General features: G+C 65.8%; 16 protein-coding genes. 11 read left to right on the top strand and 5 right to left on the bottom strand.

All coding sequences use genetic code 11. The features are described 5' to 3' along the window. Positions 1 to 35: 35 nt before the first annotated feature. The 4 genes from ACP16H_RS00830 (at position 36) to ACP16H_RS00815 (ending at position 4,145) form a co-directional block, all read left to right on the top strand. Positions 36 to 1,805, top strand: a complete 1,770-nt coding sequence (locus tag ACP16H_RS00830; protein ID WP_425070778.1) for a sensor histidine kinase — start codon at positions 36 to 38, stop codon at positions 1,803 to 1,805. A gap of 8 nt (positions 1,806 to 1,813) precedes the next feature. Further along, positions 1,814 to 3,148, top strand: a complete 1,335-nt coding sequence (locus tag ACP16H_RS00825) for a sigma-54-dependent transcriptional regulator (RefSeq protein ID WP_425070337.1) — start codon at positions 1,814 to 1,816, stop codon at positions 3,146 to 3,148. Positions 3,149 to 3,384: 236 nt separating this feature from the next. Beyond that, positions 3,385 to 3,873 carry a sulfite exporter TauE/SafE family protein gene (locus ACP16H_RS00820; protein ID WP_425070336.1) on the top strand — a complete coding sequence of 163 codons (489 nt, stop codon included), beginning with the start codon at positions 3,385 to 3,387 and terminating at the stop codon, positions 3,871 to 3,873. Further along, a complete protein-coding gene (locus ACP16H_RS00815) occupies positions 3,855 to 4,145 on the top strand; it encodes a TSUP family transporter (RefSeq protein ID WP_425070335.1) in 291 nt (96 codons plus the stop codon). Before ACP16H_RS00820 ends, ACP16H_RS00815 begins: the two co-directional genes overlap by 19 nt. 108 nt (positions 4,146 to 4,253) lie before the next feature. Here ACP16H_RS00815 and ACP16H_RS00810 read toward each other — a convergent pair whose 3' ends face one another. Genes ACP16H_RS00810 through ACP16H_RS00795 form a run of 4 tightly spaced genes read right to left on the bottom strand, consistent with a single transcriptional unit; the run spans position 4,254 to position 7,284 of the window. After that, entirely contained in the window at positions 4,254 to 5,327 is a 1,074-nt protein-coding gene (locus ACP16H_RS00810) for a methyltetrahydrofolate cobalamin methyltransferase (RefSeq protein WP_425070334.1), read from the bottom strand. Beyond that, positions 5,324 to 5,986, bottom strand: coding sequence for an HAD family hydrolase (locus ACP16H_RS00805; RefSeq protein ID WP_425070333.1), 663 nt, complete (start codon positions 5,984 to 5,986; stop codon positions 5,324 to 5,326). The genes ACP16H_RS00810 and ACP16H_RS00805 overlap by 4 nt, the downstream gene beginning before the upstream one ends. A gap of 3 nt (positions 5,987 to 5,989) precedes the next feature. Next, positions 5,990 to 6,910 carry a methylenetetrahydrofolate reductase gene (locus ACP16H_RS00800; protein WP_425070332.1) on the bottom strand — a complete coding sequence of 307 codons (921 nt, stop codon included), beginning with the start codon at positions 6,908 to 6,910 and terminating at the stop codon, positions 5,990 to 5,992. Positions 6,911 to 6,963: 53 nt separating this feature from the next. Next, entirely contained in the window at positions 6,964 to 7,284 is a 321-nt protein-coding gene (locus ACP16H_RS00795; RefSeq protein ID WP_425070331.1) for a virulence factor, read from the bottom strand. 238 nt (positions 7,285 to 7,522) lie between these two features. Between ACP16H_RS00795 and ACP16H_RS00790 the strand changes: the two genes are divergently transcribed. The 3 genes from ACP16H_RS00790 to ACP16H_RS00780 all read left to right on the top strand — a co-directional run bounded on the left by ACP16H_RS00790 (position 7,523) and on the right by ACP16H_RS00780 (position 10,180). Next, positions 7,523 to 8,203 (top strand): sulfotransferase family 2 domain-containing protein, encoded by a 681-nt coding sequence (locus ACP16H_RS00790; RefSeq protein ID WP_425070330.1) that lies wholly within the window; start codon positions 7,523 to 7,525, stop codon positions 8,201 to 8,203. A gap of 46 nt (positions 8,204 to 8,249) precedes the next feature. After that, on the top strand, positions 8,250 to 9,362 hold the full coding sequence (locus tag ACP16H_RS00785) for a Ppx/GppA phosphatase family protein (RefSeq protein WP_425070329.1): 1,113 nt from the start codon (positions 8,250 to 8,252) through the stop codon (positions 9,360 to 9,362). Between the two features lie 92 nt (positions 9,363 to 9,454). Further along, positions 9,455 to 10,180 (top strand): RlmE family RNA methyltransferase, encoded by a 726-nt coding sequence (locus tag ACP16H_RS00780; RefSeq protein WP_425070328.1) that lies wholly within the window; start codon positions 9,455 to 9,457, stop codon positions 10,178 to 10,180. Positions 10,181 to 10,255: 75 nt separating this feature from the next. On the opposite strand, the gene ACP16H_RS00775 is transcribed toward ACP16H_RS00780, so the two are convergent. After that, positions 10,256 to 10,510, bottom strand: coding sequence for a hypothetical protein (locus ACP16H_RS00775; RefSeq protein WP_425070327.1), 255 nt, complete (start codon positions 10,508 to 10,510; stop codon positions 10,256 to 10,258). Positions 10,511 to 10,613: 103 nt separating this feature from the next. Between ACP16H_RS00775 and ACP16H_RS00770 the strand changes: the two genes are divergently transcribed. Genes ACP16H_RS00770 through ACP16H_RS00755 form a run of 4 tightly spaced genes read left to right on the top strand, consistent with a single transcriptional unit; the run spans position 10,614 to position 14,377 of the window. Further along, the gene (locus ACP16H_RS00770; RefSeq protein WP_425070326.1) at positions 10,614 to 11,240 is read left to right on the top strand and encodes an SGNH/GDSL hydrolase family protein; all 627 of its coding nucleotides are present in this window, start codon (positions 10,614 to 10,616) and stop codon (positions 11,238 to 11,240) included. After that, positions 11,237 to 11,698, top strand: a complete 462-nt coding sequence (locus ACP16H_RS00765) for a lipocalin (protein WP_425070325.1) — start codon at positions 11,237 to 11,239, stop codon at positions 11,696 to 11,698. Before ACP16H_RS00770 ends, ACP16H_RS00765 begins: the two co-directional genes overlap by 4 nt. Further along, positions 11,695 to 13,110 carry a carnitine 3-dehydrogenase gene (locus ACP16H_RS00760; protein WP_425070324.1) on the top strand — a complete coding sequence of 472 codons (1,416 nt, stop codon included), beginning with the start codon at positions 11,695 to 11,697 and terminating at the stop codon, positions 13,108 to 13,110. Before ACP16H_RS00765 ends, ACP16H_RS00760 begins: the two co-directional genes overlap by 4 nt. Then, positions 13,103 to 14,377, top strand: a complete 1,275-nt coding sequence (locus tag ACP16H_RS00755; protein ID WP_425070323.1) for a glycerate kinase type-2 family protein — start codon at positions 13,103 to 13,105, stop codon at positions 14,375 to 14,377. Before ACP16H_RS00760 ends, ACP16H_RS00755 begins: the two co-directional genes overlap by 8 nt. The last annotated feature ends 96 nt before the right edge of the window (positions 14,378 to 14,473 follow it).

The following is a 14,473-nucleotide window of genomic DNA, read 5'->3' as shown; positions in this document are numbered from 1 at the left end:
TGAGCCGCCCTGCCGCGCGGCCTATCCTGCACCGCATGGCAATGGCCCCCGATACCCCGCGTCGACCCTCGAGTCCGAGGCGCGCAGCCCCGATAGGGGGCCGCGCGCGCATTGCGCTTGCGGTGTTGTTGCTCGGCGCGGTGGCAACCGTCTGGGTCACCAACTGGCTGTTGACCGACCGCTTCACCGAGACGACCCGCAACCGCGCCGAACTGCGGCTCGCGCTCTACTCCGGCAACCTGATTTCGGAACTGCGCCGCAACGCCATCGTTCCGGAACTGCTGGCCCGCGACAAGGCCCTGCTGGACGCGCTCAATGCTCAGGACTTTGCGCAAAGCTCGCAACGGCTGATTTCCTTCGTCGACGAGATCGGCGCGGCCAGCCTCATGCTGCTGGATGGCGAAGGCCGCAGCGTCGCGGCCACGGACCGCAACCGTCTGGGCGAAAGCCACCGCGCCGCACCCTATTTCCTTGACGCCGTGCGCGCCAACACGACCGTGTTCACCGAGATCGCGCGCGAAGCGGGCGGCTTCCGCTTCACCTATTCGCGGCGCATGGAATCGGGCGGCGACACGGTTGGTGTCATCGTGGTCGAGGTCGACCTTGCCAAATTCGAACGTGCCTGGGCGGGGATTTCCGACGCCGTCATGGTCACCAACTCCGATGGCATCATCGTGCTGGCGACCGAACCGCGCTGGCGCGGACTGACACCCGAAGAGGCGCTTGGCAAACCCGAGGATGGCGCCATCGAGCGCCTGATCGCCTCCGCCGCCGACTGGACCGCCACCACCGCCGACGCCTACCTGCGGGGCGAGGCGGTCATGCGCATCGACGGGCGCATCCCGTTCCGCGGCTGGACCCTGTCGACCTTCACCACCTACAGTAGCGTGCGCGAGCGGGGGAACGCCGTTTTGGCGCTTGAAATCATGGGGTTCGCCATCCTCGCCGCGCTGGTGTTTTACGCGCTGTCGCGCAAGAACGCCGTCCGTATGGCTCTGTTCCAGCGCGAATCCACCGAACTGCGCGCCCTGAACGCCCGCCTGCAACGCGAGATCGCCGAGCGCGAGAAGGTGCAGAAGAACCTCGCCACCGCCGAACAGTCCCTTGCGCAATCCTCGAAACTCGCCGCTCTGGGCGAGATGTCGGCGGCGGTCAGCCACGAGCTCAACCAGCCGCTTGCCGCGATGAAAACTTACCTCGCCGGGGCGCGTCTGCTGTTGAAACGCAACCGTCCCGAGGAGGCGATGACCGCCTTCCACCGCATCGACGACCTGATCGAACGCATGGGCGCGATCACCCGCCAGCTCAAGGGTTTTGCCCGCAAGGGGCAGGAGGCCTTCAGCCCAGTCGACATGGGCGATGCGCTGGCCTCGAGCCTGTCGATGATGGAACCGCAGCTGAAATCGCGCCGTGTGAAGATCACCAAGATCCTGCCGGACGAGCCGGTCAAGGTCATGGGCGACCGCATGCGGATCGAGCAGGTTCTGGTCAACCTCTTGAGAAACGCGCTGGATGCCACCAAATCCGTAGATGATCCGCAGGTGGAAATCATCCTTGCGGCAGGAGAGACCGCGACGCTCAGCGTTCGCGACAATGGAGACGGGATCAAGGACCTCGATGCGCTCTTTGAACCCTTTTACACCACCAAGGCCCCCGGCGACGGGGTCGGCCTGGGGCTGGCGATTTCCTCGGGGATCGTCAGTGAACTGGGCGGACGCCTGACCGCCAGGAATGGCGAGAACGGCGGCGCGGTGTTCGAAATGCAACTGCCCGTGTTGAACGCGGCATCCGAAGCAGCGGAGTGAAGGCCCATATGGCAAATGCAATGAAGATTGCCATCGTTGACGATGAACAGGACATGCGACAGTCGATCAGCCAGTGGCTGGCCCTGTCGGGATACGACACCGAGACCTTTGCCAGCGCCGAAGAGGCCCTGGGGACGGTCGGTGCGGATTACCCCGGCATCGTGATTTCCGACATCAAGATGCCCGGCATGGATGGCATTCAATTGCTGAAAAAGCTGATGGGATCGGATTCCTCTCTGCCGGTCATCATGATTACCGGCCATGGTGATGTGCCGATTGCCGTCGAAGCGATGCGCATCGGGGCCTTTGATTTCCTCGAAAAGCCGTTCAACCCCGACCGCATGTCGGAGCTGGCGAAGAAGGCGACCAATGCGCGCCGCCTGACGCTGGACACCCGCCAGCTGCGCCGCGAACTGGCGGAGGGTGGCCAGATCATGAAGAAGCTGATCGGCGCATCGCCTGCGATGGAGCGTCTGCGCGAGGACATCCTCGACCTCGGTCAGGCCGACGGTCACGTGCTGATCGAGGGCGAGACCGGCACCGGAAAGACGCTGGTGGCGCACGCCCTGCACGCCGTGGGTAGCCGGGCGGGCAAGAAATTCACCCTGATTTCCTGCGGCGCGCATGACGAGGATACGCTGATGAAGCGCCTCTTTGGCCCGATGCAGCCCGACGACACCCGTCTGCCTGCATTGGAAGAGGCGCGCGGCGGCACGCTGGTGCTGGAAGACATCGAGGTGCTCTCCGACGCCGCTCAGGCGCGCCTGCTGTCCGTCATCAACGAACAGGGCACCCCGCCGGAAACCCGCATCGTCGCCATTTCCAACCTTCAGGAAGAGGGCCGCACCTGCGAGCAGGCCCTGCGCCCGGACCTCTATTACCGCCTTGCCGCGCTGAAGATCGTCGTGCCGCCGCTGCGCGCGCGCGGCGAGGATATCCTGACGCTGTTCACCCGGCTCAGCGAGTCCTTTGCCGACGAATACGGCTGCGACGCGCCGAAGGTTTCGGCGCAGGAAGCCGCGCAGCTGCTGCAGGCCCCCTGGCCGGGCAACGTGCGTCAGCTCATCAACCTCGCGGAACGCGCCGTGCTGCAATCGCGGCGCGGGCAGGGGACGATTGCCTCGCTCCTGATGTCCGACCACGACCAGATGCAGCCGGTGATGACCACCGAGGGCAAGCCCCTGAAAGAATACGTCGAAGCTTTCGAGCGCATGCTCATCGACAACACCATGCGCCGCCACAAGGGGTCCATCGCCTCGGTCATGGACGAGCTGTGCCTGCCGCGCCGGACGCTGAACGAGAAGATGGCCAAGTACGGCTTGCAGCGGTCGGATTACCTGTAACGGACCGGTAAAGGCGGGGGCCAGCCCCCGCGGCTCCGGGGGGATTTGGCCAGAGAAGAAACAGGGGCGCGGTTCCGGGAGTGCGGGGCCGCGCCATTTGCGTCTGCGCGGGCGGCGGGCGCCGGGGCGCTGCCCCGGACCCCGAGGTATTTGGACCAAGATGAAGGTGAAGCGGCGCAAGGGGTTGCGCGGGCTGGGGTTTGTGGCAAGGGTGCGGCCGCAGGCGGGAGGGTCGCATGGAAGCAATTGCCGAGGCACATTGGGTGGGGTTGGTCTGGGTCTGCGTAGCCTTGATCCTGGGTGGCATCCTCAAGGGAGCCACGGGCGCAGGCGCGCCGGTGATCGCCGTTCCGGTGATCGCGATCTACTTTGACGTGCCGACTGCGGTGGCGGTGATGGTGCTGCCGAATTTTACCACCAACCTGATCCGCGGCTGGAAATACCGCGCCCATCTGCCCGAGGGGCGATTCCCCTGGCTCTACGCCGGGGGCGGTTTTGTCGGGGCGTGGATCGGGACGATCATGCTGGCCCATGTGCCGCCACGGCTGCTGATGGTCATGGTGGCCGTGGTGGTGTTCCTTTACATCGCCTTCCGGCTGGCGCGGCCCGGTTGGGCGCTGTCGCGGGCCGTGGCGGATCGGGTGGTGTTCCCCGTAGCGACGCTGGCGGGGGTCTTGCAGGGCGCGACAGGCGTCAGCGCGCCGGTGTGTCGATCACCTTCCTGAACGCGATGAAGCCGGACCGTGCGGTCTTTGTCGCTACGATTTCTTTGTTCTTTCTGGCGATGACGCTTGTGCAGATTCCGGCGATGGCGTGGTACGGCCTCCTGACGCCGACCCTTGCCCTCGGAAGCGCCGCCGCGCTGGTACCGTTGCTGGCGGCGATGCCATTGGGGGCGGTGCTGGCGAAACGCTTGCCGAAGGAGGTGTTCGACAAGGCCATCCTTTTGCTTTTGGCGGACGTGGCCTGCAAGCTGCTGTGGGACGCCTTGATGTGAAAACGGCACCTTCGAAAAGGTACCGCAACTTTCAAGGGGGCAAGAAATTGTCAGCTGACAATTTCATAAACCGTTGTCACCGCGCGTAAATTTTTCGCGCGTTAACCTTTAGCCGCGACCGCGACGGCCACCGCGACGGCCACCGGCGGCACCGCCACCCGTGCCGGCGGGCTTGTTGAAGGCGATCCAGTTCGCGCCACCGGCGTCCTGGTTCATCAGCAGGTTGGCGGCGCGGATGGCCTCCATTTCCTTGCCGGGACGTGCCTTGGTCGAGCCCATGCCGAACAGCGTGACAAAGGTCTCGTCGTCCATATCCTCGGGCAGGATGATGCCTGCTGCCATGATGGCTTCTTTCTTCTCGGCGATGGCCTTGGCGTTCACCGGCAGCGCGACGGGGTTCATGATGGCGGAGGTCATGCCCGCACCCATGGCCATCGGCAGGAAGGCGTTGTTCACGCCGTGACGGTTCGGCAGACCGAAAGAGATGTTCGATGCGCCGCAGGTGGTGTTCACGCCCAGTTCCTCGCGCAGGCGGCGGACAAGGGTAAACACCTGGTGCCCGGCGGTTGCCATGGCGCCGATCGGCATGACCAGCGGGTCGACCACGATGTCATGCGCGGGGATGCCGAAATCGGCGGCGCGCTCGACGATCTTCTTTGCCACGGCGAAACGCACATCCGGGTCCTCGGAGATGCCGGTGTCGTCGTTGGAGATCGCCACCACCGGCACGTTGTATTTCTTGACCAGCGGCAGCACCAGTTCCAGACGCTCTTCCTCGCCGGTGACCGAGTTCAGCAGCGGACGGCCTTCGGCAGCGGCCAGACCGTTTTCCAGAGCGCCCGGCACCGAGGAGTCGATGCAGAGCGGAGCATCGACCACGGCCTGCACGCATTCCACCAGCTGCTTCATCAGCGTCGGCTCGACAAAGTTGTTGTCCGCGTAGCGCGGGTCTTCGGCCATCTTGTTCGAGAAGACAGCACCCGAGTTGATGTCCAGCACCGTGGCCCCGGCGGCGACCTGTGCGATGGCGTCGGCCTCTACGCGGGAGAAATCGCCACGCTCCAGTTCCTCGTTCAGGATCTTGCGGCCCGTCGGGTTGATGCGCTCGCCGATCACGCAGAACGGCTGGTCGAACCCGATGAGGGCGGTCTTGGTCTTTGACTCGATTACGGTACGGGTCATGCTGTCTCTCCTGTGATGCGCCTTAGGACGTCGTCCAGCGCCTTGTCGTTGAAATCTTGTAGCGTCAGCTGCGCGCCATGGGACCGCAGCTCGGTGTCTGAAAGGCTGGACCGGATGCCCACCGCCAGCGCGCCCGACGCGGCGGCGGCCCGCATGCCCGAGGGGCTGTCCTCGAAGGCCACGGCGCGCGCCGGGTCGATCTCGAGGCGCTGCATGGCCGTCACATAGGGCAGCGGATCGGGTTTCCCGCGCGCGCATTCCTCGCCGATGATGACCACCTCAAAGGCGTCACGCAGGCCGATGGCCTCCAGCATGGCATCGGCATTGAGGCGCGGGGCGTTGGTGACGACCGCAAGCCCCCAGCCTGCGTCCTGCGCCCGGGCCACCAGACGATCCACGCCGGGCATGCCGGGGTAGGGTTTGGGCAGACGGTTGCGAAACTCGGCCTCCTTGTCCTCGGACAGCTGCTGCGGGTCCCCTGCATCGGGCAGGAGGTCCGCAAAGATGTCCGCATTCAGGCGGCCGTGGATCTTGTCGAGGTAGAAGGCCTCGGTCACGTCATGGCCTGCGCCCGCCAACATGTCCCCAAAGACTCCACGGTGGATCGTATCGGTATCCAGCATGGTTCCGTCGAGGTCGAAGAGCAGGGCGCAGCGCATGTATCAGGCGTTCGCGGGCTTGGTCGCGTCGCCGCCGTTGTCGATGGCCCATTGCGCATTGGTCTTGATCCCGCCCAGCGGGAAGAAGTGCACCTGCTCGATGCCGAAGTCGGGGTTCGCGGCCTTGTAGGCGGCGAGATCCTGAAGGACGTCGGTCGGCTCGTAGGGCAGCAGCAGCTTGGACACGTCCATGGCGCGCTTCTGCAGGACTTTCAGGGACGGACCGACGCCGCAGGCGATGGCGAACTTGATGAGGGTCTGCAGCTTTGCCGGGCCGGCGATACCGATGTGAACCGGCAGCATGATGCCTTCGGCGTTCAGGCGGTTCACCCAGTCGATGATCGGCTGCGCCTCGAAGGCGAACTGGGTGGCCATGGCCATCTGCGCGTCGGTGCGCTCGGAGAAGGACTGCTTCCAGCGGGCGGCTTCCATCACGGCGGCATCGCCACCGTTCACGTCGATGTCGCGGTTGCCCTCGGGGTGACCGGCGACATGCAGGCGGGTGAATCCTGCCTTGTCGAAAAGGCCGGTTTCCATCAGCTGCATCGACGAATGGAAGTCGCCATGCGGCTGCGAGACGCCACCGGCCAGCAGCAGCGCCTGTTTCACATCCGCCTCGCCCTGATACATGGCGATCCAGTTCTCCAGCGTGGCGGCGTCCTTGATGATGCGCGCCGGGAAGTGCGGCATCACCGGGTAGCCTTCGTCGTTCAGGCGCTTGGCGGTGGCGACCATTTCCTCGATGGGCGTGCCCTCGATATGGGCGATGTAGACGCGGGTGCCTTCGGGCAGGAGGTCGCGGAACGACTCCACCTTGGAGGCGGTGCGCGGCATGACCTCGATGGAATAGCCTTGCAGGAAGGCCTCCATGGCGCCGTTCGAAGGCGTCGTGGTCTCGCGCTTACGGAAGTTGAACAGTGCCATGAGAGCCTCCTTCAGGGTCATCGGGTCAGGGTCTTTGCCAAGGGTACGTGGGGTCAGTTGGCGGCGGGGGCCGTGGCCCAGCCGTCGTTTGCGATCAGGGTCTTGATCCGCTCGACGTCGTATTCGGCGTCAAGTCGTGCGGCGGCGGCCTGCGCGGCCTCCATCGGGTCGCCCTCGACCTGGCCCGACGGTGCCTTGCGCCATTCGGCGAGGTAGTCGTCGGTGCCTGCAGCGCCGCCCTTCATGGCGGCCCGGTCGATGGCCTGCTCGAACCGCTCGGGCAACTGCACCTTTGCGCCGCGCCGGCCCTTGCCGACGATCACCTGAGCGGGGATGTCGCGCCAGTAGACGATGGTGAGATCCGAGGTGCTCATCGAGCTGATTCCCTTATGTGCGTTAGACCTGTTCGTACCCGTGACAAGCCCCCCGACGGTGTCGTTTTTCGACCCAAGGCGCGCTGTCCGCGACAGGGTATGTCAAAGGTTACCGAAGGGGAACGGCAACAAGGCCTCAAAGTTTTCAGGAAAATGATGAGCCGTTTACCAACTTTTGGCCCATTGGCGCCCGATTCCGCCTGCACGGTCCTTGCCGACTGTTGAAAGGACCGAGACAATGGCGATCACCGTACCTGCGCACAAGCTGGCCTTCATGGCGCTGCCCAAATCCGGCTGTACCTCGGTAAAGCGGGCCTTGGCCCAGGTCGATCCCGATGTCGCACAGGAAGACACCGCCGAGGTGATGGTCTGGCACGGCGTCTACCAGACGCGCCGGTTCCGTCCGGATCGCTGGGACGCATTGTCCGATCACTTCCGCTTTTGTGTCATCCGTGATCCCATCAAGAGGTTGATGTCCTGCTACAGCGACCTCGTCGCGCAGCGCGATGCGCTTGGCAATTCCAAGCGCCTGCGCCGGGTGCCCAAGCTGGCGACCAACCCTGACCCCGATTATTTCTTTACCAATTTCGAGGCGTACAAGCGGCGGTCTTCGGTCATCAAGCATCATGCGATCAGCGCGGGCGTCTTTGTCGGCACGGATCTTCAGGGCAATTATGATCGGGTCTACAAGACCAACGAGATGGATGAACTGGGGCATGATCTGTCGGTCCGCACGGGGCAGGTGGTGCAGATGCCGCATTCGAACTCCACCAGGCGCAAGCTGGACATCAGTGACCTGCTGGACGAGACCATCGACATCCTGCGCCCCTTCCTGGACCAGGAATATGAAATCTTTCGCGGTTATTTCGCGAACCCCCTCGGCCCAAAGATTCATGCCGCTTGCGCGATGCCCGTCTGAGGCCTATCTTTGATCTCAAGTTGATATCGGAAAGAGGCGCTTCATCATGGCGCCCAAGCGTCCCAAGGCTGCGGGCGCTTTCCCGAGACCGGTTGAGAGTCCCGCGCCGACAAGCCCGGATCCCAATGCGCTGTATGCCGCACTGGACCTGGGGACAAACAGTTGCCGCATGCTGATTGCCCAGCCAAAAGGCAGCCAGTTCCATGTGGTCGACAGCTTCTCGAAGTCCGTCCAGTTGGGGCAGGGCCTCGAGATGTCTGGTCGGTTGAGCCGTGCCTCCATGGGGCGCACGGTTGCTGCTTTGCGCGTGTGCAAGCAGAAAATCGAACGCCACAACGTCGAACGGATGCGGCTGGTCGCGACAGAGGCCTGTCGGCGCGCCAAGAACGCGCGCGAGTTCATCCGGCAGGTGAAGCGCGAGACAGGGCTGATGCTGGAGATCATCCAGCCGGAAGAGGAGGCGCGTCTGGCGGTCATCTCCTGCGCGCCGCTGGTTTCGACCAAGACGGAACAGCTGTTGGTGGTGGACATCGGCGGCGGGTCCACCGAACTGGTGTGGATTGATCTCTCGGCCGTCGAGCCGCGCGAACGCCCGCGGGCCATCATGCGCCTGCACGCCGGGTTCCATCCGCCGGACAGCCCGTTCCCGAGCGCCAAGGTGGTGGACTGGATCTCTGTGCCTTTGGGCGTTGCGACCCTGCGCGACCAGTTCGCGGATGTTCAGGACGACGCGGCGCGCTATGCGCTGATGAGCTGGTTCTTCGAGGAAAACCTTGCTGAATTCGCTCCCTATCAGGATGAGCAGGCGCGCGAGGGGTTCCAGATCGTCGGCACCTCGGGGACGGTGACGACGGTGGCGGCGTCGCACTTGGGGTTGCGGCGGTACGACCGGACCAAGGTGGACGGCCTGCGCATGTCATCCGACCAGATCGAGGCGGTGATTCAGCGGTATCTCGAGATGGGACCGACGGGTCGGCGGCGCGATCCCCGGATCGGGCCGGATCGGCATGCGCTGATCATGTCGGGATCGGCGATCCTTCAGGCGCTGTTGCGCTGCTGGCCGACGGACCGGTTGTCGGTTGCGGACAGGGGGTTGCGCGAGGGGTTGCTCTACGCGCAGATGTCGGCGGATGGCGTTCTGGAAGACGGGCCGCTATAGACGATTTTTTCGGGGAAAAATCGGTTTTCGGGGGTTCCACCCCCGGACCCCCGAGGTATTTCCGCCAAGGTGAAGCATAAGGGCGTGAGACGATGGCTAAGGGACCGAAGAGTTCGTCGGGCAAGAATTCCTCCGGGCGCGGGCAGCGCGACCTGAAGGTGAAGGTGAAGACGGCGCGCGGCCGGACGTTGTCCTCGACGCGGTGGCTGCAGCGTCAGTTGAACGACCCCTACGTAAAGCGCGCCAAGGCGGACGGTTATCGCGGGCGCGCCGCCTACAAGATCCTGGAGATCGACGACAAGTATCGGTTCCTCGTGCCGGGGGCGCGGGTGGTCGACCTTGGCTGTGCGCCGGGGGGCTGGTGCCAGGTGGCGGCGAAGCGGGTGAACGTGCTGGGGGATCGGCCGGGCAAGCGGCAGGGCTTCATCCTGGGCATCGATCTGCAGGAGATCGAGCCGTTGGCGGGCGTCGAGCTGCACACGCTGGATTTCCTGTCCGAGGGGGCCGATGACAAGATCAAGGAATGGCTGGGTGGCAAGGCCGATGTGGTGATGTCGGACATGGCGGCCTCGTCCTCGGGGCACAAGCAGACCGATCACCTGCGCATCATCGCGCTCTGCGAGGCGGCGGCGGAGCTGGCGTTCGACGTCCTGGAGGAGGGCGGGACCTTCGTTGCCAAGGTGTTGGCGGGCGGGGCCGAGGGGACCTTGCAACAGATCCTGAAGCAGCGTTTCGACAAGGTCGCGAATTTCAAGCCGCCGGCCAGCCGGTCGGATTCCTCCGAGAAATTCGTGGTGGCGACCGGGTTCCGGGGCTGAGGGCGGCCAGCGGTTCGGTCTTTTCAGCCAGCCCAGTCAGCCGGCCCAGTCAGCCGGGCCAGTCAGCCAGCACGGTCAGCCGGTGAGGCGTTTCCAGAAGCTGCGTTTGGCGGTGGGGCGGGCGAGCGAATTCGTTGCCTTGCTTTGCAGGGCTGCGATGTCCTCGGCGGAGAGGGCAGCGGGCAACGGCGCGGGCATCGCGACCTCGATGGCGTCGCTGTCGGCCTCCTGTCGATAGAGGTCGAAGAGGCGGCTGTGACGGGACTTTCGGTCAGTCGCGGGAGCCATGGGCGTGATTCCGGCCAGCTTGGTGAACAGGACCTGATGCATGCCATGACAGCATGGCGAATCCAAGGCGGCGCAGGGGCTGCTTTGCTGTTGACCGCAGCGCGCTGCGGCGTTTGGGTAACGTCATGGACATTCGGGGAATATCATGACGGTCATCCTGTGTTACGGCGACAGCAACACTCATGGCACCGCGCCTTTGGCCATGCCCGGCGGGCAGGAGCGCCATCCGAAGGGGCAGCGCTGGCCCGACGTGCTGGCGGCGGAGCTGGGGGCGGGGGTCGAGGTGATCGCGGAAGGATTGCCTGGGCGGACGACGGTGCATGACGACGTGGTCGAGGGCGGCTGTCGCAATGGCGCGGCGGTCTTTCCGGCGGTGCTGAACTCGCATCGTCCGGTGGACCTGTTGGTGCTCATGTTGGGAACGAACGACCTGAAGACCCGGTTTTCGGTCACCGCCTGGGAGATCGCGCGGTCGGTCGAGCGGCTCGTGCTGATGGCGAAGGCCGAGGGGGTGGTGAAACGCATCCTCGTGGTGGCGCCGGTCCCCGTGCGCGAGGAAGGCACCTTGCAGGAGGTCTTTGCCGGGGCGGAGGCGCGGCAGCAGGGGCTGACGGACTGGCTGCGCGCGGTGGCGGAGCGGCAGGGCTGTGGCTTCTTCGACGCCGGGCTTCATGCGCAGGTGTCCCCCGTGGATGGTGTGCATATGGAGCCTGAAGGCCATGTGGCGATCGGCAAGGCCATGGTCGCGGCGGTGCGCGGCGTGCTGGCGTGATCCGCTGGCTCTTGCCCTTGATGCTGGCGGCCTGTTCGGCGGCACCGGTGGCGGTGCCGGTCGCGCCTGTTCCCTTGCGCAACCCGACGGCGCCGGTGGCCAGCCAGGCGGACGTGACGCTTGCGCGGATCGAGGGGCCGTGGCGGGTCGTGCAGAGTTCGCGCGCCTATCCCGGCACGCCGGTTATGATCGGTGGCGACGCCATGCAGCTCGGCACCACGGCCAAGCCGCTGATTGCCTTGGGCAAGGGGCGCTATGCCTGGGGCGAGGGGAAGCTGTGGGTGCACTGGCTGGACGCGGACAACCGGACGGTCGCCTTGGGCGATCCCGGCGGGACGTGGTTCGCGATCCTCGACCGAACGGGCAAGCCCGGTGAGCGGCTGCACGCGGCGCGGGAAATCCTCGAATGGTACGGGTATGATCTGTCGCGCGTGGCGACGTTGGGAGACAAGACATGAGCAAGGTGGCGGCGATCATCGGTGGTGGCGTGATCGGTGGAGGGTGGGCCGCGCGCTTTGCCCTGATGGGGTGGGACGTGCGGATCTTTGACCCGGACCCCGAGGCCGAGCGAAAGATCGGCGAGGTCATGGCGAATGCCGAGCGCGCCTTGCCGATGCTCTACGAAAGCCCGATGCCCGCGCGGGGAACGATCAGCTGGCACGGGACCGTGGCCGAGGCGGTCGAGGGGGCGGACTGGATACAGGAAAGCGTGCCGGAAAGGCTGGACCTGAAGCTGAAGGTTTACAAGGAGATACAGGCGGCTTGTGAGGCGGGCGCGGTACTGGCGTCTTCGACCTCCGGCTTCAAGCCGTCGGAGTTGCAGGAGGGCGCGCAGCGGCCCGAGCAGATCGTCGTGGCGCATCCCTTCAACCCGGTCTATCTGCTGCCGCTGGCCGAGCTGGTGCCCGGCGCAGCCTCGCCGGAGACGGTCGAGAAGGCCAAGGGCACGCTGACCGCCATCGGCATGTTCCCCCTGCATGTCCGGGCCGAGATCGACGCGCATATCGCGGACCGCTTCCTTGAAGCCGTGTGGCGCGAGGCGCTTTGGCTGGTGAAGGACGGCATCGCCACGACCGAAGAGATCGACAACGCGATCCGCTATGGCTTTGGTCTGCGGTGGGCGCAGATGGGCCTGTTCGAGACCTACCGCGTGGCGGGTGGCGAGGCGGGGATGCGGCATTTCATGGCGCAGTTCGGGCCGTGCCTGTCATGGCCCTGGACGAAACTGATGGACGTGCCCGAGTTCACCGAGGAGCTGGTGGACCTGATTACCGACCAGTCCGACGCCCAGTCGGGGGCGCTGTCCATCCGCCAGTTGGAGCGACTGCGTGACAACAACCTCGTGTCGATCCTGCGCGCGCTCAAGGGCCAGGAGGCGGCGGCGGGCCGGCTCATCAAGGATCACGACGCGACGCTGCGGCGGCCTTTGGGCGACGGGGTGCCGCTGGTGACGGTGCGGCGCACCGTGCCGGTGGATTGGGTTGACGTGAACGGCCATATGAACGAGGGGCGCTACGGGCAGGTGTTCAGCGATGCTTCCGAGGAGCTGATGGCCCATGTCGGCGCGGATCGGGCCTATATCGACGCGGGCAACTCCTATTTCACCGCCGAGACGACGGTGAAGTATCTTGCGGAAACCCTTGTCGGGGAGCCGTTTATCGTCGAGACGCGGGTGACCTTGGGCGAGGGCAAGAAGCTGCGGTTGTGGCACGAGATGAAGCGGGCCTCTGACGGCGAGGTGCTGGCGACCTGCGACCAGTTCCTGTTGCATGTGTCGCTCGAGACGCGGAAATCCTGCCCGCCGCTGGCCCCGGTGCTGGAGGCGGTGGAGCGTTTGGCAAAGGCGCATAAGGAGGCGAGCGATGGATAAGCGCGCCTTCCTGTCCGACCTCTTCCACGCCGCCGTCGCCGCCGCCGATCCGCGCGAGGCGCTGAAGGATGTGTTGCCGCCGAAGCCCAAGGGCCGGACCGTGGTGGTGGCCATCGGCAAGGGCGCGGCGCAGCTGGCGGCGGCCTTCGAGGACCTGTGGGAAGAGGCAGGCAATGGTCCTGTCGAGGGGGTCGTGGTCACTCGCTACGGCTACGCCGCGCCCTGGAAGTCGTTGACAGTGCTGGAGGCCGCGCATCCTGTTCCGGACGAGGCCGGGTTGTCGGCGACGCAAGCCGTGTTCGATGCGGTGAAGGGGCTGACCCCCGCCGATCTCGTTGTCGCACTGGTCTGCGGTGGCGGCTCGGCCCTGCTGCCCGCGCCGCCCGAGGGCCTGACGCTGGAAGACGAACAGGCGCTGAACCGCGCGCTGCTGGCCTCGGGCGCGCCCATCGGGGTGATGAACGCCATCCGCAAGCATGTTTCCCGCATCAAGGGCGGTCGGCTGGCGGCGGCCTGTGGTCCGGCGCAGGTGGTCTCGCTGGTCGTGTCGGACGTGCCGGGGGATGACCCGGCGCAGGTGGCCTCGGGTCCGACGGTGCCGGACTGGGTGAGCCGCCAGGACGCGCTGGCGATGATCCGCACGCGGGGCATCACGCTGCCGCCAAAGGTCATGGCGCATATCGAGAGCGATGCGGCCAGCGCGCCAAGTCCAATGGATTCGGTGTTCGAGGGGAATGCGGTGCGCGTGGTGGCCTCGGCCCGGCTGTCGCTGGAGGCGGCGGCGGCCAGGGCGGAGGCGGCAGGCATTCCGGCGGTGATCCTGTCGGACGCCATCGAGGGCGAGGCGGCGGATGTGGGATCGGTCCACGCGGCCATCGCCCGCGAGGTGGCGCGGCGGGGACGACCCTTCAAGGCACCGGTGGTGATCCTGTCGGGTGGTGAGACGACCGTGACGCTTGGCGATGAACCGGGGCGCGGTGGTCGGAACACGGCGTTTCTGCTGGGGCTGGCGCAGGGCATCGAGGGTGTGAGCGTGACGGCTCTCGCGGCGGATACGGACGGGATCGACGGGACCGAGGACAACGCCGGGGCCTTTGCCGATGGGCAAAGCATGGCGCGGCTGCGGGAGGCGGGGCATGACCCGCGCGGTTTCGTGCAGCGGCAGGACCCTTACGGGGCGTTCGAGGTCCTGGGGGACTTGTTCGTGCCTGGGCCGACCGGCACGAATGTGAACGATTTCAGGGCGATATTGGTGGATGTTGCCTGAGACGGGTCGCTTCGGGTTTCGCCTTGGCTGCGCCAAGGCGACCGGCGGGGGGCGGCGGGGGCCGGGGGGGGGGGGGGGGGGGGGGCGCGCCCACCC

This window comes from Sagittula sp. S175, assembly GCF_049800975.1.
Classification (GTDB): Bacteria; Pseudomonadota; Alphaproteobacteria; order Rhodobacterales; family Rhodobacteraceae; genus Sagittula.
Note: the sequence above shows the minus strand (reverse complement) of the source record. Positions and strands in the feature narration are given on the sequence as shown.

Excerpts from the sequence above, each read along its gene's own strand:
- ACP16H_RS00830 (WP_425070778.1), top strand. The coding sequence starts at position 36 with ATGGCAATGGCCCCCGATACCCCGCGTCGACCCTCGAGTCCGAGGCGC.
- ACP16H_RS00825 (WP_425070337.1), top strand. The coding sequence starts at position 1,814 with ATGGCAAATGCAATGAAGATTGCCATCGTTGACGATGAACAGGACATG.
- ACP16H_RS00820 (WP_425070336.1), top strand. The coding sequence starts at position 3,385 with ATGGAAGCAATTGCCGAGGCACATTGGGTGGGGTTGGTCTGGGTCTGC.
- ACP16H_RS00810 (WP_425070334.1), bottom strand. The coding sequence starts at position 5,327 with ATGACCCGTACCGTAATCGAGTCAAAGACCAAGACCGCCCTCATCGGG.
- ACP16H_RS00805 (WP_425070333.1), bottom strand. The coding sequence starts at position 5,986 with ATGCGCTGCGCCCTGCTCTTCGACCTCGACGGAACCATGCTGGATACC.
- ACP16H_RS00800 (WP_425070332.1), bottom strand. The coding sequence starts at position 6,910 with ATGGCACTGTTCAACTTCCGTAAGCGCGAGACCACGACGCCTTCGAAC.
- ACP16H_RS00795 (WP_425070331.1), bottom strand. The coding sequence starts at position 7,284 with ATGAGCACCTCGGATCTCACCATCGTCTACTGGCGCGACATCCCCGCT.
- ACP16H_RS00790 (WP_425070330.1), top strand. The coding sequence starts at position 7,523 with ATGGCGATCACCGTACCTGCGCACAAGCTGGCCTTCATGGCGCTGCCC.
- ACP16H_RS00785 (WP_425070329.1), top strand. The coding sequence starts at position 8,250 with ATGGCGCCCAAGCGTCCCAAGGCTGCGGGCGCTTTCCCGAGACCGGTT.
- ACP16H_RS00780 (WP_425070328.1), top strand. The coding sequence starts at position 9,455 with ATGGCTAAGGGACCGAAGAGTTCGTCGGGCAAGAATTCCTCCGGGCGC.
- ACP16H_RS00775 (WP_425070327.1), bottom strand. The coding sequence starts at position 10,510 with ATGCATCAGGTCCTGTTCACCAAGCTGGCCGGAATCACGCCCATGGCT.
- ACP16H_RS00770 (WP_425070326.1), top strand. The coding sequence starts at position 10,614 with ATGACGGTCATCCTGTGTTACGGCGACAGCAACACTCATGGCACCGCG.
- ACP16H_RS00760 (WP_425070324.1), top strand. The coding sequence starts at position 11,695 with ATGAGCAAGGTGGCGGCGATCATCGGTGGTGGCGTGATCGGTGGAGGG.
- ACP16H_RS00755 (WP_425070323.1), top strand. The coding sequence starts at position 13,103 with ATGGATAAGCGCGCCTTCCTGTCCGACCTCTTCCACGCCGCCGTCGCC.